At 39.7% G+C, this 23,012-nt stretch carries 20 protein-coding genes and 1 other RNA gene; 12 read left to right on the top strand and 9 right to left on the bottom strand.

Translation table 11 applies throughout. The annotated features are described in order from the left end of the window. Positions 1-24: 24 nt before the first annotated feature. Complete coding sequence (locus ACSYTE_RS04610; protein ID WP_491716295.1) at positions 25-1,455, bottom strand: C69 family dipeptidase; 1,431 nt, start codon at positions 1,453-1,455, stop codon at positions 25-27. A gap of 167 nt (positions 1,456-1,622) precedes the next feature. Between ACSYTE_RS04610 and glpK the strand changes: the two genes are divergently transcribed. Then, a complete protein-coding gene (glpK, locus tag ACSYTE_RS04605) occupies positions 1,623-3,134 on the top strand; it encodes a glycerol kinase GlpK (RefSeq protein WP_491716294.1) in 1,512 nt (503 codons plus the stop codon). Here the strand turns inward: glpK and ACSYTE_RS04600 are convergent. Then, positions 3,127-3,945, bottom strand: a complete 819-nt coding sequence (locus ACSYTE_RS04600) for a Cof-type HAD-IIB family hydrolase (protein ID WP_491716293.1) — start codon at positions 3,943-3,945, stop codon at positions 3,127-3,129. The genes glpK and ACSYTE_RS04600 overlap by 8 nt on opposite strands. An 89-nt stretch (positions 3,946-4,034) precedes the next feature. Between ACSYTE_RS04600 and ACSYTE_RS04595 the strand changes: the two genes are divergently transcribed. Continuing rightward, entirely contained in the window at positions 4,035-5,387 is a 1,353-nt protein-coding gene (locus ACSYTE_RS04595; protein ID WP_491716292.1) for an RsmB/NOP family class I SAM-dependent RNA methyltransferase, read from the top strand. A gap of 72 nt (positions 5,388-5,459) precedes the next feature. On the opposite strand, the gene fni is transcribed toward ACSYTE_RS04595, so the two are convergent. The 4 genes from fni to mvk are packed head-to-tail and all read right to left on the bottom strand — an operon-like array spanning position 5,460 to position 9,523. Then, a complete protein-coding gene (gene fni, locus ACSYTE_RS04590) occupies positions 5,460-6,506 on the bottom strand; it encodes a type 2 isopentenyl-diphosphate Delta-isomerase (protein WP_491716291.1) in 1,047 nt (348 codons plus the stop codon). Beyond that, positions 6,481-7,587 carry a phosphomevalonate kinase gene (locus ACSYTE_RS04585; RefSeq protein ID WP_491716290.1) on the bottom strand — a complete coding sequence of 369 codons (1,107 nt, stop codon included), beginning with the start codon at positions 7,585-7,587 and terminating at the stop codon, positions 6,481-6,483. Before ACSYTE_RS04585 ends, fni begins: the two co-directional genes overlap by 26 nt. A 17-nt stretch (positions 7,588-7,604) precedes the next feature. Next, the gene (mvaD, locus tag ACSYTE_RS04580; protein WP_491716289.1) at positions 7,605-8,588 is read right to left on the bottom strand and encodes a diphosphomevalonate decarboxylase; all 984 of its coding nucleotides are present in this window, start codon (positions 8,586-8,588) and stop codon (positions 7,605-7,607) included. 11 nt (positions 8,589-8,599) lie between these two features. Next, complete coding sequence (gene mvk, locus ACSYTE_RS04575) at positions 8,600-9,523, bottom strand: mevalonate kinase (RefSeq protein ID WP_491716288.1); 924 nt, start codon at positions 9,521-9,523, stop codon at positions 8,600-8,602. A gap of 305 nt (positions 9,524-9,828) precedes the next feature. On the opposite strand from mvk, the gene ACSYTE_RS04570 reads away from it, so the two are divergent. The 4 genes from ACSYTE_RS04570 (at position 9,829) to ACSYTE_RS04555 (ending at position 15,318) form a co-directional block, all read left to right on the top strand. Beyond that, positions 9,829-12,618, top strand: coding sequence for an exonuclease domain-containing protein (locus tag ACSYTE_RS04570; RefSeq protein ID WP_491716287.1), 2,790 nt, complete (start codon positions 9,829-9,831; stop codon positions 12,616-12,618). Positions 12,619-12,682: 64 nt separating this feature from the next. Beyond that, entirely contained in the window at positions 12,683-13,183 is a 501-nt protein-coding gene (locus ACSYTE_RS04565) for a cell wall elongation regulator TseB-like domain-containing protein (protein WP_491716286.1), read from the top strand. Between the two features lie 32 nt (positions 13,184-13,215). Beyond that, positions 13,216-14,511 carry an asparagine--tRNA ligase gene (asnS, locus tag ACSYTE_RS04560; protein ID WP_491716285.1) on the top strand — a complete coding sequence of 432 codons (1,296 nt, stop codon included), beginning with the start codon at positions 13,216-13,218 and terminating at the stop codon, positions 14,509-14,511. A gap of 69 nt (positions 14,512-14,580) precedes the next feature. Further along, positions 14,581-15,318, top strand: a complete 738-nt coding sequence (locus ACSYTE_RS04555) for a DnaD domain-containing protein (protein WP_491716284.1) — start codon at positions 14,581-14,583, stop codon at positions 15,316-15,318. A gap of 49 nt (positions 15,319-15,367) precedes the next feature. On the opposite strand, the gene ACSYTE_RS04550 is transcribed toward ACSYTE_RS04555, so the two are convergent. Further along, positions 15,368-17,671: a PBP1A family penicillin-binding protein gene (locus ACSYTE_RS04550; RefSeq protein WP_491716283.1), complete on the bottom strand. Its 2,304-nt coding sequence runs from the start codon at positions 17,669-17,671 to the stop codon at positions 15,368-15,370. Positions 17,672-17,689: 18 nt separating this feature from the next. Then, positions 17,690-18,289, bottom strand: coding sequence for a Holliday junction resolvase RecU (gene recU / locus ACSYTE_RS04545; RefSeq protein ID WP_491716282.1), 600 nt, complete (start codon positions 18,287-18,289; stop codon positions 17,690-17,692). Between the two features lie 123 nt (positions 18,290-18,412). On the opposite strand from recU, the gene ACSYTE_RS04540 reads away from it, so the two are divergent. The 5 genes from ACSYTE_RS04540 (at position 18,413) to ACSYTE_RS04520 (ending at position 22,168) form a co-directional block, all read left to right on the top strand. Then, a complete protein-coding gene (locus ACSYTE_RS04540; protein WP_491716281.1) occupies positions 18,413-18,979 on the top strand; it encodes an SLOG family protein in 567 nt (188 codons plus the stop codon). A gap of 58 nt (positions 18,980-19,037) precedes the next feature. Continuing rightward, entirely contained in the window at positions 19,038-19,442 is a 405-nt protein-coding gene (gene gpsB / locus ACSYTE_RS04535; RefSeq protein WP_491716280.1) for a cell division regulator GpsB, read from the top strand. 16 nt (positions 19,443-19,458) lie between these two features. After that, positions 19,459-19,837, top strand: an RNA gene (rnpB, locus tag ACSYTE_RS04530) — RNase P RNA component class B. 71 nt (positions 19,838-19,908) lie between these two features. Then, positions 19,909-21,060, top strand: a complete 1,152-nt coding sequence (locus ACSYTE_RS04525) for a THUMP domain-containing class I SAM-dependent RNA methyltransferase (protein WP_491716279.1) — start codon at positions 19,909-19,911, stop codon at positions 21,058-21,060. Beyond that, positions 21,053-22,168, top strand: a complete 1,116-nt coding sequence (locus ACSYTE_RS04520) for an NAD(P)/FAD-dependent oxidoreductase (protein WP_491716278.1) — start codon at positions 21,053-21,055, stop codon at positions 22,166-22,168. The genes ACSYTE_RS04525 and ACSYTE_RS04520 overlap by 8 nt, the downstream gene beginning before the upstream one ends. Here the strand turns inward: ACSYTE_RS04520 and ACSYTE_RS04515 are convergent. Beyond that, a complete protein-coding gene (locus tag ACSYTE_RS04515; protein WP_491716277.1) occupies positions 22,156-22,575 on the bottom strand; it encodes a ribonuclease HI family protein in 420 nt (139 codons plus the stop codon). The genes ACSYTE_RS04520 and ACSYTE_RS04515 overlap by 13 nt on opposite strands. Positions 22,576-22,609: 34 nt before the next feature. On the opposite strand from ACSYTE_RS04515, the gene ACSYTE_RS04510 reads away from it, so the two are divergent. Further along, positions 22,610-22,999, top strand: a complete 390-nt coding sequence (locus ACSYTE_RS04510) for an EbsA family protein (protein ID WP_491716276.1) — start codon at positions 22,610-22,612, stop codon at positions 22,997-22,999. Positions 23,000-23,012 lie beyond the last annotated feature (13 nt).

The raw sequence follows: 23,012 nt of genomic DNA, 5'->3' as shown, positions 1-23,012 counted from the left end.
TTTTAGTTGGTGGTTATTTTTGTATTATAGATTTAAATCTTGTTTATAATTTAACGGTGAAAAATCAGTAGATGCTGAGATTAAGCGATTGTTCAATTCGCGATAAGCATCTAAAGCAAGGTTAGCAGCCTGGTTACTAATATCGGTAGCCACTGTTCTCGCTTCTAAATCAGAAAGGTTCACAGCTTGGCTATCCGCTTGATTAATTAATTGGCGATATTTAATTGAGAGCGATTCTTGGGTGGCTTGTAATAGATCGTTTAATTCTAGGTAATGTGGATCGACTAATACGCCCGCCAATTTAAATATCCAGTATGCTGATTTAGCATCATAATCTTGCGCCCCCACTAGGTATTCATCGGGGACCTTCGTAATCCCACTCATAAATGGGACGTACGTACTTTGGGCAGCAACCCCCATTGCTAACCAGTGAATGTTACCAATCGCCTTTGGGAGGTTAGGTCGTAATTGAAGGATGTGCGACTCTTGCGTCTTAGCTAAACTGATTGGGCGGTAACGGGTTTTATCCTCTTTAGAGCCACTCCCAATTGGATCGAATGGGGTTTCTTGGAAATGCGAACTTAAATAGGCTTTAGCATCGTCAACCGATAACTTTTTGGCAGGTTTGCGTAACAATGGCATTGTTTGGCTTTCTGGAGATTGTTCAATTTCTGGATTAAACATCTTTTGGCCATACCAAACACGTGGGGTATTGTAGTGGGCATCGGATTGACTATGGGTACCGAAGATGTTTCTAAAATTGAATTGGCCATTTATATCTGGATTGAGGTGGTTATTATCAACAAATTGTTGAATGCCCTTTGACCACATGAAGTTTTCAGAATCAGCAAAGTTAATCTTCTGAATAGCCATTTGATTTGAGATCACTGCGTAACAATCATCTGGAATTTTAATTGCGACCCAGTGATGCCCAGAGCCTGTTTCCATATACCATGCTTCATCACTATCTGCAAATAAGATTCCATTGCTTTCACTAGTCCCATACTTTTCCACGATCGTTCCTAATCGATTAACCCCTTGGCGTGCAGTCTTCACATATGGTAAAACCACGGTAATCATTGCCTCTTCACTGATACCATCTTTTTCAAGCGGGTCATAGCCAAGGACGGTAGCGTTGGCGTAGGTACTTTCGGTCGCACTCATCGCAACGCCATATTCATTGAAACCGTCTTCTTCAAACAGTCCGTACTTATCCGTCCATTCGGGAGTGGATTCATATTGGTAACGGGTGGTTGGGAGTGGCATCTTAAAACCATTATCACCGGATTCAAATTGTTGAGGGGTGGAGAAATGCTTCCGTTCAAAAATTTTTAAATGTTTAGGCCAAGATGATTTGGCATCTTCATTGCGACCAATCATGATCGAACCATCAATACTAGCTTTTTTACCGATTAAAATACTGGTACATGCTGAATAATATGGAATTGAATTCATGCTACAAGATCCTTTCTATTTGTCAATTTCATTTGGTTAATAATTATAGCACATTTAAATTGATTCTCATTTTTTATAAATTTTAATGATTGCTCAATATCAAAGAACCGTAATGAAATCATGGTATAATATGACATATTAAAGATTTTACGAATGGAGTAATTGGATTGAAGAATCAACAATATATCATGTCGATTGATGCTGGGACCACTAGCGTACGGGCAATCATTTTTGATCACCATGGTCATATTTTACAAAAGGCCCAGCGAGAATTTAAACAGTATTTTCCAAAGCCGGGATGGGTCGAACACAATGCCAATGAAATCTGGAGTGCTGTTCAAACCGTTATCTCAGAGGCCTTGATTTCAGCGGAAATTCCGCCCTATAAAATTCAAGGGATTGGCATTACGAACCAACGCGAAACAACTGTGATTTGGGATCGGCGGACTGGCAAACCAGTTTATAATGCAATCGTTTGGCAATCAAAACAAACCAGTCAAATTGCGGATGAATTAAAAAAGGCGGGTTATACGGACTTAATTCACCAGAAAACGGGATTAGTGATCGATTCCTACTTCTCAGCTACGAAAATTAAGTGGATCTTGGATAACGTTGCAGGAGTTCGAAAACGGGCTGAAAATGGGGATTTATACTTTGGAACCATTGATACTTGGTTGCTTTGGAAATTGACCAGTGGGCATGTTCATGCAACTGATTACTCCAATGCCAGTCGGACGATGCTATTCAATATCCATGATTTAAAATGGGATTCCGAAATTTTACGGTTACTTGACATCCCAGCGTCATTGCTTCCAACGGTGCAACCATCTTCACACAATTTTGGATACACCTCTAATTTCACTTTTTCGGGGGTTCAAGTACCGATTACTGGAATTGCTGGTGACCAGCAAGCCGCATTATTTGGCCAATTAGCGTTAGAACCAGGAATGGTTAAGAATACATACGGGACGGGAGCGTTCATTGTTATGAATACGGGGCTTAAGCCCACCATTTCTGATAAGGGGTTGCTAACCACGATCGCCTATGGAGTTGACGGTAAGGTCAATTACGCCCTGGAGGGAAGTATTTTTGTGGCAGGTTCTGCGATTCAGTGGTTGCGAGATGGGATGCGCATCATTCAGCATGCTTCTGAAACCGAGCAAATGGCTGAATCAGCAGCGGATAATGGAGTGTACGTGGTCCCAGCCTTTACGGGGCTAGGTGCTCCATACTGGAACCAAAATACCCGTGGCGCAGTGTTTGGACTAACGCGGGGGACAAGTCGTGAGCAGTTTGTACGGGCCACGCTTGATTCATTAGCATATCAAACTAAGGATGTCATTAATACGATGGCTGCTGATACCCAGCTGAAGCTAAAGGCGTTGCGGGTCGATGGTGGGGCTGCCAATAATGATTACCTCATGCAATTTCAAGCTGACATTTTAGATATTCCGATTCAACGGTCCTCAATTTCTGAAACCACAGCACTCGGGGTGGCATATTTAGCTGGATTATGCGTTAATTACTGGCATGATATTGATGAAATTAAGATGACTGTTGGAAAGTTCACTGCTTTTCAGCCGAAAATGGATCAGATAACTCGTGATAAATGCTATCAAGGCTGGCAACGTGCTGTTCAAGCTGCCCAGTTATTCGGGGACACACCAAGGACTAATTAAATGTTGAGGAAAGGTATCTAGCGACACCATTTTGTTCGTTACTGTATTCTGTGATAACGTCAGAAATCGACTTGACGGAATCCACCGCGTTTTTCATGGCGACCTTAGTACCAGCAGCCCTGAGTAGTGGTAAGTCGTTTACTTGATCGCCAATTGCGATAATATCACGGCTATCAATGTTAAAGCATTTAGCAAGGTGGTTGATGCCATATCCCTTATCAACGCCACTGCGTTTGATTTCAAAGATGGAAAGTGGTCCGCCCCAGTGAGCGATTTCAACTTGGTTGCCGTAGTGATCGGCAATGAATGCTTCTAATTGAGGTAACTTTGTAACATCATAATCAATTGCCATGTCAACGGGATTAACAGTGAGATTATTTTTATTCAAGATCTGATCAGCCTCAACATGATTTGGAAAGAATCCACATGAGACCTTAAAGAGTTCATCGCTTGCGGGACGACTAGCTAACATCGAATTTTGATCTTCTGCAACGATAATATTGATGCCAAGTTCGTCTTTATGGGCTAATAGATCTAAAACGATATGACGATCAACGGAGAATTCGTATTCACCACTCCAGGCATAATCAGGAACGATGCCTAAACTCCCGTTAAAGTTAATCATAGGGGTCTTAAGGTTTAATTTGCGATATGCGGGCAAGGCTAATCTTGTTGAGCGGCCAGTGACAATACTTACAATGTGGCCCATTTTAATTACTTTTTGAACGGCCTGAACGGTGGAATCAGTAACTTCTGAATTATTATTTAATGTGGTGCCATCTAAATCAAGTGCAATTAGTTTTCGGTTCATCTTTTTCATCCTATACAATTATTTTTTAAACAAATTATCACTTATTATTCATTAGTTTGTCAATTATTAAGCAAGGAGGCGTTATTGTTTTGCAATTGCCTGAACAATTTAAATTAAAATATGAACAATTATTAGGGGATCAGGCCAAGGCTTTTTTTCAAAGCTTTGAACAACCTGTCCACCATGCATTTCGAATCAATCCGCTTAAACAACATCGGCCTAAAGAAGAGGAATTAGTTGATCCAGTTCCGTATTGTAAATGGGGCTATTACGGGAAGGTCAATGGAAAATCCGTTGACCATCAAAGCGGAGCTGTTTATAGTCAAGAACCCAGTGCAATGTATGTAGGTGAAGTGGCCGCCCCAAAGCATGGGATGAAGGTATTGGATCTTTGTGCTGCTCCTGGTGGGAAATCAACGCATTTAGCTAGTTTCTTGGACAACACTGGTCTATTGGTTTCCAACGAAATTAATTATAAACGAGCTAAGATTTTAGTGGAAAATTTAGAGCGTTTTGGGGCGCAAAATACAATGATCTTAAATGAAGACCCACAAACGTTGCGGAAGCACTTTCCTGCTTATTTCGATCAAGTTGTAGTCGATGCTCCTTGTTCTGGGGAGGGGATGTTTCATAAGGATCCAGATGCCATTAATTATTGGAATCGCGATTATCCTAGTGAATGTGCAGTTCGGCAACGTGATATTTTAACCGATGCAATTCAGATGCTTAAGCCAGGTGGTGAGTTAATTTATTCTACCTGTACCTTTGCACCAGAAGAAGATGAGCAAATTATTGCTTGGCTCCTTGCTGAATATCCATTTGAAATGGTTGCAATTAAGAAATACGATGGAATGGTCGATGCAAAACCGCAATGGGCAGATGGCAATCCAGAAATTGCAAAGGCGGTCCGACTGTTCCCACATCTCTTTAAGGGTGAAGGCCACTTTATTGCTAAGTTGCGATTGACAAAGGGGATGAAAGAACCTAGTAAGATCAAGTATGAACGGGGCAATCTAACTGCTGAACAAAAACAACTTTGGTCCGCATTTGTGAAATCCAATATCAAGACTTTTCCCAAAACAGATTTAATTTGTTTTGGCGATCAATTGTACACGTTAAATGCTGAAACGCCTATTTTAAAGGGGTTAAAGGTAATGCGGCCAGGCTTATTATTAGGAACGTTCAAAAAGAAACGGTTTGAACCTAGCTATGCGTTGGCCCTAGCGATTCAACCGCGGGACATGCAAAAAACGGTGGTAATTGACCATGCAAAATGGGGCGATTATGTTCACGGCGATACGATCAAGGTTGCTAATGACGCTGTTATTACTAAGGGATGGTATCAATTGATCTGTGATGATCAAGCAGTCGCATTTGGTAAGAACGTTAATGGGACGATTAAGAACTTTTTCCCCAAGGGATTACGGTTTTTTGTTAAATAGATTAACGATAATTATATTAAGCAAGATTAAATTAAAACGAGCTACTGTCCATAATGAACAGTAGCTCGTTTTTTAGTATTTAATTTGTCGTTGGGTGATATAATTCATTAATTCTGATGAAAGTAATAATTTTTTTGATTGTAAATCGGCAATCGTGCGACACCCTAGCATTGTCATAATCGTGATTAATCCCGTTTGCCATTCTTGAATCATAGTTACCGTTTTTTCAGGACCGTTTTGAATCAACTGGTGTAAAATCGCACCGGCCACGCCAACAGCATCAGCGCCCAATGCAATCGCTTTAGCGATGTCTAATGGGTTACGAATCCCACCTGAGGCAATGATGTCTACTTGATGGATGTAAGCTTGGGCTTCCAGCAGCGATTCGACAGTTGTTTGGCCCCATTCAGATAAGAATGCCAAATCTTTGTGTTTACGCCGAAAATTTTCAATTAAAGCGAAGTTAGTTCCACCACGTCCGCTAATGTTGATGGCCCGAGCGCCGACTTGCTCAACTAGGGTTTTGATCGTTTCTTGATCCATCCCAAAGCCCACTTCCTTTATGATGATCGGCTTGCTAGCGTTTTGAACGATGTTAGTCAGTTCTGCTTGCCAGTTAAAATCACGATCGCCTTCGGGCATAATAATCTCTTGGGTGACATTAAGGTGGACTTCTAAAGTATCCGCACCGAGTAATTGGATCACTTGATCGGCATCGGCTAGTGAATGTCCGGCGCCAATGTTAGCAAATACGATGCCATTTGGCATGTTCTCACGAAGCGTAGTGAAGCTAGGATGGGTCTTTTTGTCCTTAAGGGCAACACTAGCAGAACCGCTAGCCATTGCTAGATCAGTCTGATTAGCGATTTGAGCTAGTTGTTGATTCAATTTGCCGGTCTCATCGCTGCCACCAGTCATTGCCTCAATGTAAAATGGCCACTTTAGTTGGATCTGGCCATTAAAAAGGGTGGTAGCGGGATCCACTTGATCAATACCGATCTCAGGAAGACTGTGATGAATGAAACGGACTTGATCAAACCCAGCGTTGGCATTTGTTTGAAAAAATTTTTCCGCTAGTGAAACGTGTTCGTTCTTACGATGTGAATGACGGCTGATCATTAGATTCCTCCTGTCGATGATAACTAACGTGCAGGTTTAATTTATCAATATGGCAGTGTTCCCATTGCTCAATGATTTTATGAATGTCAGTTGAACGATCAATGATGGCAATACCACAGTCACCACCGCCAGCTCCAGATGATTTAGCAGCACCACCGAATTGCTCTACAATATTGCATAATTGTGTCAGCTTAGAAGTTTCGATCATAACCCCAGTATGGGCCGTTAATGCGGCTAATAAACTACGGTTGACTTTGATCTGTTCTTTGATCAACGCTAAATCATTATTTTGAAATCCATTGATCATTTTATCAACGCATTTATGGCTAGCTGCTAAAAAGTGTTGATAAAAATCTGATTGATCAACCTTTTGGTGGGTCACTCGGCCTAATAGGTGGGCAGTAGAAGCAGGGGTGCCGGTCCAACCAATCATGATTTCTAAATCAGCAGGGGGCATTAGGCGTTCGATACTTAAGTGTGGCCAATGCATTTTCACGACTGCTGTAATGGAATGGGTTTCTAAAACGTTCAATAGCCACTTACGATCAAATGAATGATATGCGATCCAGCCTTGATAAACGCTAGCCGCAACGTCACCTAATGAACCATTGCCTTGCACTTTTAAATGGGCAATGGCTGCGAGTTTGAAGATGGTCATCGAACTCGCATTACAATTTGCTATTTTACAGATTGCTTTTACAACTGCGACCGTGACCGCAGCAGAGGATCCCAATCCGTATTTACGGCCATTTTGACTATTCAATGCACTATGGATAGCAAGGTGATAATCTCTAATTACATAATGATTTTGCTGTAAATATTCTTCGGTTGTTTTAATTGCGGAAGCGACGTAGCTGAACCCTTGGTCGAATTCATTAAAACGAATCGCTGGATTTGCTCGGTGCCATTTTAATTCACTAGTGGGACTTTGGTCTGACCAAGCAGAACTAATTGATTCTTGAAAATTAGCTTGCACTTCAATAAATTGATCCACCGCAATTAAAATTGCAGGGTTGCCTGGCTCAACAATTGCGTATTCGCCTGCGATATATAATTTGCCGGGTGCTTTAACGGTTATCAAAAAATCATTTCCCTTCTTTAGCGTGGGTCCTTAATAATTGTAACACCAGGACCAGGGTTACATACGACGATATCATCCGCATTAAAAATGGTTCTGAGTTTATTAATGATCAACGCTTCATCTTTAGATTGACATAGGACCTTAACGTTAGGGCCGGCATCCATTGTAAAATAACAATCAATACCGCTCGTTCGTAACGATTGAACTAAATCGATCGCACTTAAGCTATCTGCATTGAAATAATTGAAACTAGGGTCGGCGCTAAGTGTTAAGGCGTGCATGCGCATTGCATTGGTTTCTGCGATGTGGCCGAGGGTTGCAAAATCATTATTTTGAATTGCCACTTTGATGGCTTTCAAATCACTTGCGGCCTGTTTTTTCCAGGCGGGGTAGTATGGTGAGGTCTTAACTGATGCCTTCATCCCTGTACGGCTACTGATCTTTTTGGGCTGACGGTTCAAGACGACGGTGATCATTTTAATGTCCATGGGAGATGGCGGGTTGACGTCGATGGCATACGATGTTTCATTCGAATTGCCACCATGCCATTCTACAAAGCCCCCAAAGATGGAACGCGTTGCTGATCCAGAGCCCCTTCTTGCGATCATTGACAGCTGTTTTTTTGATAATTTGAGTCCCGCCGCATGGCAAGCAGCAGTGGCAAGGGCCGCAAATGCCGATGCCGAAGATGCCAATCCAGCTGAGTTGGGTACGTGGTTATATGATCTAACGATGGCCCGCGTATCGATTTTAGCCATGGTCCTGATTACGTCTAGGCAGGTCTTGACCTTGGCAGCGACTGGTTGTTTGACATCATCGATAAACAATTGATCATCGTTGATCTGATTCGTAAACCAGACTCCTGTATCGGTATAGAAATGATCCAGGGTCAACGAAAGACTGCTATTTTGGGGGATGATCAACTTCTCATCGAGCTTGCCCCAGTATTTAACTAATGCAATGTTGGTATGAGCCCGTGCCCATGTGAATTGCTCCTGCATAATGTTCACTCCTAAAAAGTTTCGATCCAGGTACTAACGGCGCCCGCGTTTGATAATGCATTGGCAATTTTTAAAGCGGAGGCATGGTTATCCGATAGGGCAATAATACAACCACCTAAGCCACTCCCGGTCAATTTGGTGCCCAAAGAACCACTTGCGGTGGCGACTTGAATCAAGCGTTCGGTCTTAGGAATGTTGATGCCTAAATAATCTAGTTGAGACTGAGCTTGATTGAGTAGATGACCCAGTTGCTTGATATCATCGTGTTGGAGGGCGATTTTTGTCTGCTCGGTCAATTGACCAAGGTTGCCGATCGCTTCTTTAGCTCTTTGATCCTGATTGACGATTTGGCGGACCGAATTAACCGCTACGTCGGTTTGACCACGAATCCCACTGTCAGCAATTACCATATACCCATTCAAGTTCATTTCGATCGAGTCTGGTTGTTGTTTATGAATGAACCAGACCGGCGATTCCGAACTCACCGTGGCGGTATCAATGCCACTAGGGTTACCGTGGGTGATGGTTTCTTCGATGTCACTTAGTTCGAACATTTCTTGTTTGTTCAACGGCGCTTCAAAGTAATTGTAGAGGCTCTTGATCAGTGCAATTGAAACGGCAGCTGATGAACCCATCCCTCTTTCAGAAGGGATTTCACTCGTGAAATTGATTTGGATGTTAACTGGTTGTTTTGCTAATTTACGACAGATCGCTTCGATCAATCGTTTGATGCCCAAAAGATTAATGGGGGCTTCTTTTAAGCTCCCCTTATAAAATTCACTATTGATTCTAATTCCGTTCGGGATCGTTTTTGTCGTTACCGTCATTGGAATGCTATCAATGGGAAAGGCGATTGCAGGGTGGCCATAGACCACACTGTGTTCACCGATCAAAATAATTTTAGCATGACTTTTTCCGATCGCTTCATTTTTCAATTTTATCGCTCGCTTTCTAAAATCAGTATTTATAGTATCATAAAATTAATTTTAATGAAGCCTAGATATTTATAGTTACTGATTTTTTAAGATTTTCAATCCTAGGGAACGTGACTTTGACTATCGTTCAAGGCATTCTGAATTAGATTGGTCTAGATTATTTAATCGCAATATCGCGATGTCTGATACGATAGTGAACGAATTTTGGGCATGCTCGAATTGGTTCTTTAAATTTAGAATAAATCTCTTAAATGTAGTATCATGATATTAGTTTAAAATTTGAGCGAATAAGATTGGTGAATTTGATGAATTCTAACACTGTATTTTCGGTGGTTGATTTAGAGACTACTGGGAATAGTACCCATGAGGACAACCGTATTATTCAATTCAGTTGTACACTCGTGCAAAATAATAAAATCATTCGAGTATATTCTACGGATGTTAATTCAGAAACAAGGGTGCCAACCAGAATTACTAAACTGACTGGAATTACTAATTCTGAAATTAAATCTGCACCTACGTTTGCGGAATTAGCGGATAAGATTTATAAATTATTGTCTGGCACTGTTTTTGTGGCCCATAACGTTAATTTTGATTTTCCATTTTTAAATCATGAATTTGAAAGGGTCGGCCACGCTAAACTTAATATTAAAGCGGTGGATACAGTGACCTTAAGTCAGATCTTGTTGCCCATGGTCCCTAGTTATCGGCTTCGTGATCTGACCAGTTACTTTAATATCGTCCATGACCATCCCCACGCTGCCAGTAGTGATGCTATTGCAACTGCGCACCTTTTTTTAGTATTGGTTGAACGGTTGCGGACCTTGCCGATTCAAACGTTAAAGTCAATTTTAGGTTTGAATTTGCAATTACCATTGCATACTGGAAATTTAATTCAATCGATTTATCAATCACAGGTGCATAGTAAACGGGTCCTCCCTGATTATTTAATGGAAAAACATGGTCTGGTCGTCCGTAAATTTAATCGTTATCATAAGCATAATGATAACCACCAATACACATTTCCCTTTAATGCGCATCAAAAATTAGGGGAATTTGATCATCAAATCAAATTCATTCCAGAGCAAGTTAAGTTGATGAACTTAATATATGATAACTATAGTAAAAGTCCTTCTGATAATCTGTTTGTGGCAACTAACAAGGGCATCGGCAAGAAGTTTGGGTATGGGTTACCATTGACTTATATTAGTCATAACCATAACCAAAAGATCATTATCAGTTTGGGAGGCCAGGAGAGTGAAATTGACTTTATAAATAAGACGATTCCTGTGATCAAGCAGTTAGCCCCGTTTGAGGTCAGTTATTCAATTTTAAAGTCGGCTAATAATTATATTGATCTGAATCGATTCTTTGTGAACTTAAGGGTCGCCGATCAATCGACTCAATTTCAGTTCATGAAGGCCCAGTTGTTAGTGTGGCTAACGATGACCACGACTGGGGATTTAAATGAGTTGATTTCGATCAAGGATTCACCGTTCGTAAATGAGATCAATCATCAAGGCATCAAGTCGATTCGCCCCAGTCAACCATTTTATCGGATTGACTTTTTGCGACGAGCAAGAAACCATAATAAATACTCGAACTTAATAATAACGACCCATGACTATTTATTGCGCCATGCCAAACAGATTAGCCAGCAAAATCAAAAACCTTTGTTAGTGATCGACAATGCTTTAGAGTTGAACAATAGCGTTTTAAACGCCAATAAAGTGACACTCAACTTAAATCATATCAACGTTTTGATCAGAAAGATGCAAGGGACGATCAATAATACCCACTCATTATGCATTAATGAAATCATTGGTGATCAAAAGCAGTTCAAAAAATCACTCAAACACATTAGTAGTGACTTGAATTTAATGAACGATACGTTAGCTGCAATTCAAAAACGACTCTCAACTCGTTTTTTAGGTCGTGAATTTGTTAATGGCAATGATAATCATTTACGGGGCATCTTGGACAGTGGAAAACTACGTGATGAATATAATTTTGAAAAGCAACGTTTGAACAACATTAAAACTGCTTGGAAGGCCTGTTTTGAAAATGCGAACCGAATTATTAATGGACCGAAACGCGGGTATTCGATCGCCCAACAGTCTGTAATCGATCATTTTCAAGCCCTTGTTTTAGAAATGACTCGTGAAATTAAAAGGTATCATGATTTTTGTCACCAGCTAAGGGAACGTAGTGAGCAACTATTGATATCGGTATATGCTAATCAAGTTCACGATATTAACAATGCTTTTTTTACTGAGGAACTATTATCACCTGAAAATGACCTAGCTGAACTATTATATAAGTACTTTCCGCCAGTATTGTTAGTTGATAATTTGAACGTTGATGAACGAATCGTTGACTTCATGTTCAAGAAGCTGGGGATGGTTGTAAGGAATAAACGGTTAATTCAAATTAATAATTCAGTGCAGCCAAATCCGATAACGATTATCGAAGACTCACCACTATTAGCTAGTAATTATGAGTACGCAAACGTTGATTACTATGTCAAGATAGTTATGAAGTTACTTACCGATGGTCCCAAGAAGAACTATCTAATATTTAGCTCGTATCAATTGTTAAGACAGGTTTATTTTGCACTAACTGAACATCACGTTAATGAACGCTTTAACGTGATGGCGGAGCAAATTAGCGGCAATCAAGCTAAGTTGATTAAAAATATTTTAAATGATGGGCAATTAACGGTGCTTGGGACAATGGAGACCTTAAAAGTTAGCCAGTTAATCGTTGAGCAGTTTGATTCGATTTTAATTGCTGATTTACCATTGATTCAAGATGATTCGCAACGGAATCATTTTATATTAAATCAAATTGCCAAGAATCATAATGATCCTTTCAATCAATTCTTGCTGCCGAATGCGGTTTTACAATTAAATCGGATGCTTGCGTTAAGCGTCCCCAATCAATTCGTTGGCATCTTAGATTCGCGTATCGTTAAGAAACCATTTGGCAAAACGATTTTAAAAAGCATTAACGGGCAATTTAAAACCACGTTGATCTCGGCTGATCACTTAATATTTACGATTGCTAATTTCTTTAAAAATTTTATTAAAAAATAAATCAATTTTATTTTGGATTTGATATAATGTTATTGTTAATGTCAATGTAAAAAGGAAGTTCGCCATGCAAAGAGAATTTTTACGCCAGCAGCACCGTCGAAAGGTCAGAAAAATTACCTATGGTGTGGTTGCGCTATTGATTATCATCTTTTGTATCCTACTTTTTCGGGCTCAAAGACCACTTAGCCGCGCGAAAGGGCAGTCAATTACGATTGCTAAAAAAGCAGGAATTCAAAATGTGGATAAGTTTTACACGTCCGAGTTGAACCGGACTTATTATACAGTTCAAGGAACTAATAACCATAATTCAAATCTTTATGTTATTATTAGCAAGGATAACGGTAGTACAACGGTTTTAAATGCTAGTCAGGGGATCAATCAAACCGATGCAATTAATCAGGTCAAATCAGCTGATAAAGTTAAAAAAATCCTGAATGCTGCACCATCGCTATTTAATAATAAACCGGTTTGGATCGTTAGTTATTTAAACCAATCTAATAAGCTATGCTATTACACTTTGAATTATTCTAATGGTCGAGCAATTCAAACGATTACAAACGTATAGATTATTAATTACAAAGGACGGAGGAGTTTTAAATGCAACAGATTAATATTATCGACGCTCAAAACCACGTTGATGAAAAAGTTAAAATTGGGGTGTGGTTAACTAATAAGCGTTCTAGTGGGAAGATCGCTTTCCTACAATTACGGGATGGAACGGCATTTTTCCAAGGGGTCGTGCTCAAGAAAAACGTTTCTGAAGAATTGTTCGAAGAAGCCAAAAAGTTAAGACAAGAAACTAGTATGTACGTAATTGGAATCATTCATAAGGATGAACGTTCTAAATTTGGTTATGAAATGGAAATTGAAGACATTGAAGTGATTTCTGAGACCGAAGATTACCCAATTACGCCTAAGGAACATGGGATTGAATTCTTGTTAGACCATCGGCACTTATGGCTTCGCTCCAAGCGTCCATTTGCGGTCCTTAGAATTAGAGACCAAGTGATTCGGGCAACTTACGAATTCTTTGGGAAGGAAGGCTTCGTAAAGTTCGATGCACCGATCTTAACTGGTAGTGCTCCTGAGGGGACGACCGAGTTGTTCCACATTGATTACTTTGATACCAACGCCTATCTGTCCCAAAGTGGCCAATTGTACGAAGAAGCAGGTGCCGAAGCATTTGGGAAAGTATATTCATTTGGACCTACTTTTCGTGCTGAAAAATCAAAGACGCGGCGTCATTTGACTGAGTTTTGGATGATCGAACCCGAAATGGCGTTCATGCATCAAGAAGAAAGCTTGGATATTCAAGAACGTTATATTGCATATCTAGTTCAAAGCGTAATTGATAATTGTCAATACGAATTATCGATTTTAGATCGGGATATTGAAACGCTTAAGCGTTACACAAGGGTGCCATACCCACGAATCAGTTACGATGAAGCAGTCGAACTCCTTCAAAAGGCTGATTTTGATACTAAGTGGGGGGATGACTTTGGATCTCCAGAAGAAACTTACTTAGCTGATCATTTTGACCGCCCAGTCTTTGTCTTGAACTATCCTAAGTCGCTTAAGCCATTCTACATGAAACCACACCCAACTCGTGATGACGTAGTTATTTGTGCAGATTTATTAGCACCAGAGGGGTATGGTGAAATTATTGGAGGTTCTGAAAGAGCTACTGATTACAAGTACTTGCTTGATCGAATTAAAGCAGCTGGTTTAGATCCAAATGAATATTCATGGTATCTGGACTTAAGAAAGTATGGTAGTGTTCCTCATTCTGGTTTCGGACTGGGGTTAGAAAGAATCTTAACTTGGTTGACCCTTGAGGATCATGTTCGTGAAACGATTCCGTTCCCAAGACTATTAAACCGTCTTAAGCCATAAGCGCATAAAAATAGAAGTAGCCGCGGGGCTACTTTTTTATTTTTAAAATCGTGAGGAGGAAGATTCAAAATGGATAAATTTGCACAAAGGTTAATTATCGGTGGCCAAACTGTGATCCCTAATTACTTATTAGATAACTATAATAAATTAGGGATGGATGCCAATGAATTAATTATCTATCTTCAATTTAAGCGCTTTTTTGATCGGGGAATCAACGCCCCTGATATTGATCAAATCAGTGCTGCTACTAATATTGATAGTAAAAATATTTATCAAATCCTGCATAATTTAATTCAAAAAAAGCTAATGACAATTGAAACTAAGCAAGACCAAAACGGTAAGGATTTCGATCAGTACGATTTTGATCTATTATATGAAAAATTGGCGGAATTAAGTGCTCAGGACAACGATTATCCAGTAACTACTAGTCAGACTCCAGAATATAGTGAAAATAATGTTACCGACAGTATGACGGTAAATAGCCGTCGACACGTTTTTGCTAGCATTGAACGTGAATTCGGTCGTGATTTATCACCAATTGAATTGGAAACCATTAGTGGTTGGATCGATCAAAGCCATTATTCACCAGAACTAATTGAACTAGCGTTACGTGAAGCAGTTCTAAATCAAGTTTATAATTTAAAGTATATTGATCATATTTTGATGAATTGGGAAAAGAAAAACATTCGAACGGCAGCTGATGTTGAAAAAGAATTAAATAATTACCGCAACAAGAAGAATCCAGCAAATTCAAATCATAATGATGATGGTAATTGGCCCGATATTCCAATTTTTAAAATTAAGTAGCAAAAAAGGATGCCCGATAATAAATCGAGCATCCTTTTTTTGAATCGAATTAATTATTATTGCCATTGTTTTGATTCTGGTCATTATTGTTATTGGCATTTGTAGCATTGGTATTGGTATTGTCGCTACTACTGGAACTACTGCTGGATGAAGAAGAGCTACTGGATGAAGAACTACTGCTATCTTTGTTCCCATCGCTTGGCTTGCTTTCAATATCACTAGAAGCACGACCAGAAGAATTATTAGTGCTATTTGAGCTATCCTTGCTACTTGATTCACTATCGCTTTTCGAATTGGAATTGACTGAAGAAGATGCGCTGCTAGATGAATTACTATTATTCATGACCCCGTTGCTATAGCCCACAACGTAGTATTCAGTTTTACCATTTCTGCTGACTTCGCCAACATCATCTGGTTTGGTCCAATCCTCATTTGGCTTGTTTTGCGATGCATATGCCATTTGATACTTATAGATTTGTTGGGCAATTGCTGATTGTTGTTCAGTAACGTAGTGATTGGCTTCTAGCGGTTTATCGTACCCAGTCCAGATCGATAGGGAATAGTTCTTGGTATATCCAGTGAACCAAGAATCCATCGAAGAATAACTAGGAACTGAACTCAAGTAATTATCAGGGTATTGGGTCGTTCCAGTTTTACCGGCTTCATACAGACCATCAACCTTAGCAGCCGTTCCAGAACCATTTGCATCCGTCATGACTCCCTTTAGCATATCGGTAATCATAAATGCAGTGGCCGATGACATTGCTTTGGTTCCCTTGCTAGCGTAGTTATGAACCTTGCCGTTGGCTTCTACGATCTTATTAATGTAGTAAGGCTTGTAGTAAGTCCCACCGTTGGCAAATGCAGCGTATGCGGCTGCTTCTTGTTCAGAAGAAATATAGGCACCGATCCCATTTTGAAGCTGGAATTGACTCTTTTGGGTAATCCCCAACCCCTTTAAGAATTCGGTTGCTCGATCGATTCCCACTTCTTGTAATGTCCTGATCGCAGGAATATTTCTGGATTCAACTAACGCACGCCGCATTGAGATATCACCTTCATAGCGGTCATCGAAGTCCATTAACTTAGTTGTGGTCCCAGGATAAGTGAATGGAGTATCTTGGACGGTCTGATAGGTCGGGAAGTGCAGGTATTCGATTGCTGGTCCATAATCCATTAATGGCTTCATTGTAGAACCACTTGATCGATCAGTTTGCACTGCTCGATTAAGACCGAATGAAATCTTAGTTTTACGGTTACCAAGCATTGCAACCACTTTTCCATTGTTGGAGTCCATCATTGTTGCCCCAACTTGAAATTGATTATTAGGAAATGCAATTGATTGATTATTATTTGCCAAGTTATAAAGGTACTTTTGGTTATCTAAATTAAGGTTGGTATAAATCTTTAATCCTGAATTAGTATTGTAACCCTTGGCTTTGAGTTCTTGAAGGGTCTGCTTTAGATATGCGTCAATGTATTTTTCATTAACCGATGTGACATCAGTATTATGGTGGGTCTTAGCAAGCCCATGTTTGACACTAACGGCCTTAGCCTTATCAGCATCAGATTGTGAAATTTCTTTATTACGGACCATGGCCTGTAAGACTTGGTCTCTTCTTTCCTTCGCATATTTTGGATATACGTATGGATTGTAATTAGTAGGTGATTGAGGCATCCCAGCTAACAAGGCATATTCAGGAAGGGTCAACTTGCTGAGTTTTTTACCGTAGTAGTATTCAGCAGCTGTTTGCATTCCGTAAACATTATTCCCCATGTAAACTTTGTTGATGTAGAACTCTAGAATTTGATCCTTTGAGTATTGACGATTGACCTTAATTGCTAGGTATGCTTCTTGGGCCTTTCGTTTTAAGGTCTGATCAGATGCTGCAGTTGAGAATACTGATAATTTAACTAGCTGTTGGGTTAACGTACTACCACCCTGGAGGCCTAGCGATGAATCAGTTAGGTTACCGAATGCAGCCCCTAGGATTCTGAGGGGATCGACACCGCCTTCTTTATAAAAGCGGCGGTCTTCGATAGAGACAACGGCTTCTTTTAGTTGGGTCGGAATGTTTTGTGACTTAACGTATTCACGATTTTGTGCCCCTAATCTGGAAATGACCTTCCCCGTTGAATCGTAAATTTTAGTGGAATTATCACTTGAAAGGGCATTATAGGTAATTTGAGGGGCACTCGAGGCGTAGTAGAAGAATAATCCGAACCCTAGCGTAATGATTACAACAAAAAATGCAACCAGACTAAGGATGATTTTTCTTAAAATATGGCGATTGCCATTTCGATACTTAGATCGATTCCGATTCACTCGGGATTCTTGATTATTATCTGACATGCAAAAAAACTCCTTCATTTAACCAATTATCTGATCAACAGCCGCTAGGTAGGGAATTAGTGGTTGTAGTCGATATTTAATATTGTACCCAAGTTCTTGAATTGTCAATTTTGGAATGGATTTACGCCCCCCTGTAAATTGAGCGTCCCAAAATTTAAATAAATCAGTCGCCTTGAATAAAAAGATTTCGTCTGTTTTTACGAATTTAATAATTGCAAAACAAATACCACCAAGTTGGGTGCATTTACGCATGTGTTCAACTTGGTGTTCGTGGAAATTACGTAATGGAAATGCATTTTGATTTCTGGTTTCCTTGGCATCAAAGTCAATATAGCGCCCCTTATAGATACCGTTGTAGTCAGTAGTAGAAGCTTTGCTAAAATAAGCTTCCTTGATTACCGCGGCAGTCCGCTTTTGATAATCAACTTTGACCACTTGAATGGGGGTCGGCTTTTTGTGAATTACTGCAATATCATTAGCAAGATAATATTGGTTACTCTTATTTAACTCATCTTCAAGGGTCATTCCACGATCACCGTAATTAACCGTGCTAAGTGGGTGGTTAATTTGTGGTTGGGAGCTATGGGGGGAAGTCCCGCCCGGATAGTTAATGGACATATAACCACCTTTCAATCTTTTATTTTAACAAATTAAATGTGTTAAAATATAAATAATAACTTACTTTTTTAATTATACCAATTATCGCGGTTTTTTTAAATTTTTTTTAGAAGGAGTGGTTTCTTGAAACGACTTTGGTTAACTGGTTATCGAAGCTATGAATTGGGGGTCTTTAATGATCGAGACCCGAAGTTAGCGGTCTTAAAATCAGTTTTGCATGATATAACCATTCAAGCAATTGAATCGGGATATAATTGGATTATTACAGGCGGACAAATGGGCATTGAACAATGGGAAATTGAGGTTGCTAACGATTTAAAAAAGGATTATCCCGATGAATTTCAAGTTGCAATGATGCTGCCGTTTGCCGATTTCGGTAATAAATGGAACGAACAAAATCAAATGAAACTGAATGCTTTAAAGTCAAAGGTTGATTTTACTGCAAGTGTTAGCAATCTGCCCTACCAATCTCCACAACAATTAAGAAATTATCAAGAATTTATGTTAAAGCATACAGATGGGGCGGTTATGATTTATGATGTAGATAAACAAGGCAAAGCGCAATATGATTATCAAGCGATTCATAACTACATGGGTTTTAATGACTATCAGTTAAGAATGATCGATTTTGATGATTTACAAGAAGCCGCTAATGAATATCAAGAAAATCAAAATAATAGTTTTCAATAATTTATTTTTTTGGTATAATGTTATTCGTGCTTGAGAAATTCGTGAGGTGTAATAAACGATGGAACAAATTCATTTTACTCCTAAGCAGATTTTGAATAAGGAATTTAGACAAAAGATGCGTGGGTACGACCCTAATGATGTTGATGGCTTCTTAGATGATGTAATCAAGGATTACAATTCATTTGATAAGATGAATCAACAACTGCGGGATGAAAATGACCGTTTAAAGAGCCAAGTTGACGAGCTTAATCGTCAGCTTGCGATGGGTCAAGATACCACTACAAATAATAGATCAGCTAGTAATGATAGTTTTAACGATGGTTTCCAAAACCAACAACCAAATCCAGCGCCTGCTATGAACAATGCGACGACGATCGATATTTTAAAACGAGTATCCAATCTGGAAAGACGGGTTTTTGGTACGCAAATGGGTAATGGTTCAACTGACTCCCATCGTTTCTAATTTATAACCTGGTGTAAATCCTGAGTAATCGCGGCTGGTTCGTATCAGCTGAGGAAAGTCCACTCTCGCACAGACTGCGATGTCTGTAGTGTTCGTGCTCGGCGAAAAAATAAGCCGAGGAATTACCATTCGGTAATTATGGCGGAGAAACGAGCTAAGGCTTCGGCTATGCTTTAATACTCTGTAAAGTGCCACAGTGACGAAACAATTGGAGAAATCCAATTGGTGGAACGCGGTAAACCCCTCGAGCGGGAAACCCAAACTACGGTAGGGGAGCTTCATGTACGGAAATTGAACCAAGCATGGGGGAGAAATTTTATTTCTCAGATAGATGATTACTACTCAATTAATTTTTTCCTGAAATTTTAATTGAGCACAAAACATGGCTTACAGGGATTTACACCTTCAGGAAGGGGTGAGAGTTTAACTCTCACCCCTTTTTTATATTTTTTAAAGGAGCAATAACATGCAAAAATTTAATTTAATCGCCACTTGTGCTGCTGGAATCGAAGCATTGGTTGGCAAAGAACTACGTGATTTAGGTTATGAAACACAGGTAGAGAACGGTCGGGTGCGCTTTCAAGGAACGATCAAGGATATTTTAACCACGAATGTTTGGCTAAGGACTGCCGATCGAATCAAAATTGTGGTCGGTGAATTTAAAGCGGTTACTTTTGATGAGTTATTTGAAAAAACTAAGGCACTTGATTGGGGGACGCTACTTCCGATGGATGCTGAATTTCCAATGGAAGGGCGCTCCAAAAACTCTAAACTGCATAGCGTTCCGGATGCCCAAGCAATTGCTAAAAAAGCAGTGGTTAGTAAAATGAGTGCTGTTTATCATCGGCGAACTCGGTTTCCAGAAACTGGGGCAAAGTTTCCATTGGAAGTAGTGATCAATAAGGATAAGGTCATGTTGACACTGGATACGACTGGCTCTAGTTTGTTCAAACGGGGTTATCGGGTCGAAAAGGGAATTGCACCATTAAAGGAAAACATGGCGGCAGCATTGATTATGTTGACGAACTGGAAGCCAGACATGCCGTTTTGGGATCCGATGTGTGGATCTGGAACATTACCGATTGAAGCGGCCCTGATTGCTCGAAACATTGCTCCTGGCTTTAACCGTGATTTTCAATGCGAAGAATGGGACTGGGTCCCAAACGATCTATCACAGCAGGTTCGCGATGAAGCTGATTCACATGCTGATTATGATACTGAGTTACAGATCTTTGCTTCCGATATTGACGGGAACATGGTCGAAGCTACTAAGCGTAACGCTCAAGAAGCTGGATTATTGTACGACATTCAAACGAAGCAATTGGCCGTACAAGACTTTAAAACGGACTTAATGAATGGGGTTATCGTAGCCAACCCACCATATGGGGAACGGATGAGCGATAAGGAAAGCATTATTCGGCTTTATCATCAAATGGGGCAGGTATTTAAGCCGCTGCAGACCTGGTCAAAATACTTTTTAACCAGTGATTTAGAATTCGAACAACACTACGGTGAAAAAGCAACTAAGAAACGGAAACTCTACAACGGTTCGATTAGGACCGATTATTTCCAATACTGGGGCCATCCTGATTTTAGAAAGAACCATCAAAATGACTAAACGCAAAATTGCAATCATCGGTGGTGGAATCGTTGGTAGTACGGTTGCATATTACTTAGCAACAGCGCCGAATTGGAAGAATTTAGAGGTCACCTTATTTGATGATGGAATTGGGCAGGCCACCAAAGCGGCTGCTGGGATCATTTCACCATGGCTATCAAAACGGCGCAACCAAAAGTGGTATCGGTTAGCAAGGATGGGGGCTGAGGTGGTCAATCAATTGGCAACGACCACACAGATGGATAAAGCCACTTACCAGCAAAGCGGGACGATCATTACTAGAAATACAGAGCAACGAATCGATGAGCTCCTGGCATTGGCTCAAACCAGACGTTTTGATGCTCCGTTAATGGGGCAGTTACGCAAACTTACGGCTGATGAAGTTTGTCAATTGATTCCCTCGGTTGATAATCAACTCCCTGGGTTATTCGTCAGTGGCGGGGCCCGTATTGATGGACAAAGTTATACGGAGCATCTTTTAAGGATTGCGCAAATGCGTAACCTTATCAGTAAAAAGCAAAAAGTTACTTTAACAAGAGAAAATAAAAAAATAAAAATAATTAAAGAGCAAGCTTTTGACCAAATCATTATCTGTACCGGCGCATGGATGAAAGAAACGCTAGCAACAATTGGATTAAATTTAATGGTGCGCCCCCAAAAAGGGCAATTGATTCAAATTCATTTAAATAATCCAGTAGAATTGAATAATATGCCCGTTTTAATGCCAGAGGGGGAGCGGGACTTTATCCCATTAAATCAAAGTGAAGTCATCATTGGTGCGACCCATGAAAATGACATGGGATTTGACTTATCACCTAGTCCAGAAGTGATCAGTGATCTTTTAGCAAGTGCAAATCGCTTGATTCCAGATATTAATAAGGACAATATTGACTATGTAAAAGTCGGCACGAGGGCTTATACAGACGATTTTGCGCCTTATTTTGGATATCTACCTAATGTAGATAACTGTTTAATTGGTGGTGGCCTTGGATCATCTGGATTAACAACGGGGCCAATGATCGCAAAGTTATTGGCGAAAGAAATCATTGCTCCTCAACATCCCGACTGGTCAGCATTTACAAAACCGATTGAAACCTATTTGAAGTAATGATGAAGTGCTTGTTGGGCTAACTCATGAGCTCCCATGTTTTCCGCTTCCGGAATCCATTGATTCATGACTAATTGAAAATGCGATTGTAATTTTAAAATCTCATCAACTAATGGTTGATAGTGTTTAGCATACTTTTTGGTTAAACTATCTGCTAAGATCTTACTATCGGTGTAGTAAAAAACGATGGTCTGGTTTAGCAAATTATTAGGAATATATTCAATTAGTTTTTTAAATCCAGCAATACAGGTTTCAAATTCGGCGGTATGATTATCATGAGCATCTGTAAGGGGGACCTTTAACTGCAATTGTTGACCAGCGTTCAAAATCAAAATCCCACCAGCACTTTTATCGTGATTAATATCGCCATGGTTCAATGTTGCTGCATCAGTATATAGCTTGTACATTTTTTTACACTCCATTCGAAGGGATCTAATTTTAATGACAACGACTAAAAGAACATTTTTTTACCAACCCAACCCATTAACTTCAACGATTTGTTGGAGTTGGACATTCGTTTTGTTGCTATTAGGAATTATTTTTTGGCTCGAAGTAACCCAATTCTCATGGATCACACTCTTCTTCTTTGTTTTATTTGTTCTAATTAGCGCATTTCAAATTCTTTTCCGTAAAATTACAATTGAAGACCATCATTTTAAGGTTGGCCACGTTATGAATCCTAATTGGTTGGACATTGATATGCAAAATATTGAAAATTTAAAAATTAATAAGTTTACACTTACCTTTGATTATAACAAAAGACACTGTATTTTTATGTTACCAGCTAATTCTGTGATTGAAATCAATGGTATAATAAACGCATATAAATAAGTGGGGTGGAAAA

The sequence above is a fragment of the Nicoliella sp. ESL1120 genome (genome assembly GCF_058508515.1).
The sequence above is the reverse complement of the archived record's forward strand: the minus strand, read 5'-3'. Positions and strand labels throughout refer to the sequence as shown.

Bases quoted from the DNA above. Each gene is read 5' to 3' on its own strand.
- ACSYTE_RS04525 (WP_491716279.1), top strand. From the start codon at position 19,909: ATGCAAAAATTTAATTTAATCGCCACTTGTGCTGCTGGAATCGAAGCA.
- ACSYTE_RS04555 (WP_491716284.1), top strand. From the start codon at position 14,581: ATGGATAAATTTGCACAAAGGTTAATTATCGGTGGCCAAACTGTGATC.
- ACSYTE_RS04550 (WP_491716283.1), bottom strand. From the start codon at position 17,671: ATGTCAGATAATAATCAAGAATCCCGAGTGAATCGGAATCGATCTAAG.
- gpsB (WP_491716280.1), top strand. From the start codon at position 19,038: ATGGAACAAATTCATTTTACTCCTAAGCAGATTTTGAATAAGGAATTT.
- ACSYTE_RS04565 (WP_491716286.1), top strand. From the start codon at position 12,683: ATGCAAAGAGAATTTTTACGCCAGCAGCACCGTCGAAAGGTCAGAAAA.
- ACSYTE_RS04520 (WP_491716278.1), top strand. From the start codon at position 21,053: ATGACTAAACGCAAAATTGCAATCATCGGTGGTGGAATCGTTGGTAGT.
- ACSYTE_RS04600 (WP_491716293.1), bottom strand. From the start codon at position 3,945: ATGAACCGAAAACTAATTGCACTTGATTTAGATGGCACCACATTAAAT.
- asnS (WP_491716285.1), top strand. From the start codon at position 13,216: ATGCAACAGATTAATATTATCGACGCTCAAAACCACGTTGATGAAAAA.
- mvaD (WP_491716289.1), bottom strand. From the start codon at position 8,588: ATGCAGGAGCAATTCACATGGGCACGGGCTCATACCAACATTGCATTA.
- ACSYTE_RS04570 (WP_491716287.1), top strand. From the start codon at position 9,829: ATGAATTCTAACACTGTATTTTCGGTGGTTGATTTAGAGACTACTGGG.
- fni (WP_491716291.1), bottom strand. From the start codon at position 6,506: ATGATCAGCCGTCATTCACATCGTAAGAACGAACACGTTTCACTAGCG.
- ACSYTE_RS04610 (WP_491716295.1), bottom strand. From the start codon at position 1,455: ATGAATTCAATTCCATATTATTCAGCATGTACCAGTATTTTAATCGGT.
- recU (WP_491716282.1), bottom strand. From the start codon at position 18,289: ATGTCCATTAACTATCCGGGCGGGACTTCCCCCCATAGCTCCCAACCA.
- ACSYTE_RS04510 (WP_491716276.1), top strand. From the start codon at position 22,610: ATGACAACGACTAAAAGAACATTTTTTTACCAACCCAACCCATTAACT.
- ACSYTE_RS04515 (WP_491716277.1), bottom strand. From the start codon at position 22,575: ATGTACAAGCTATATACTGATGCAGCAACATTGAACCATGGCGATATT.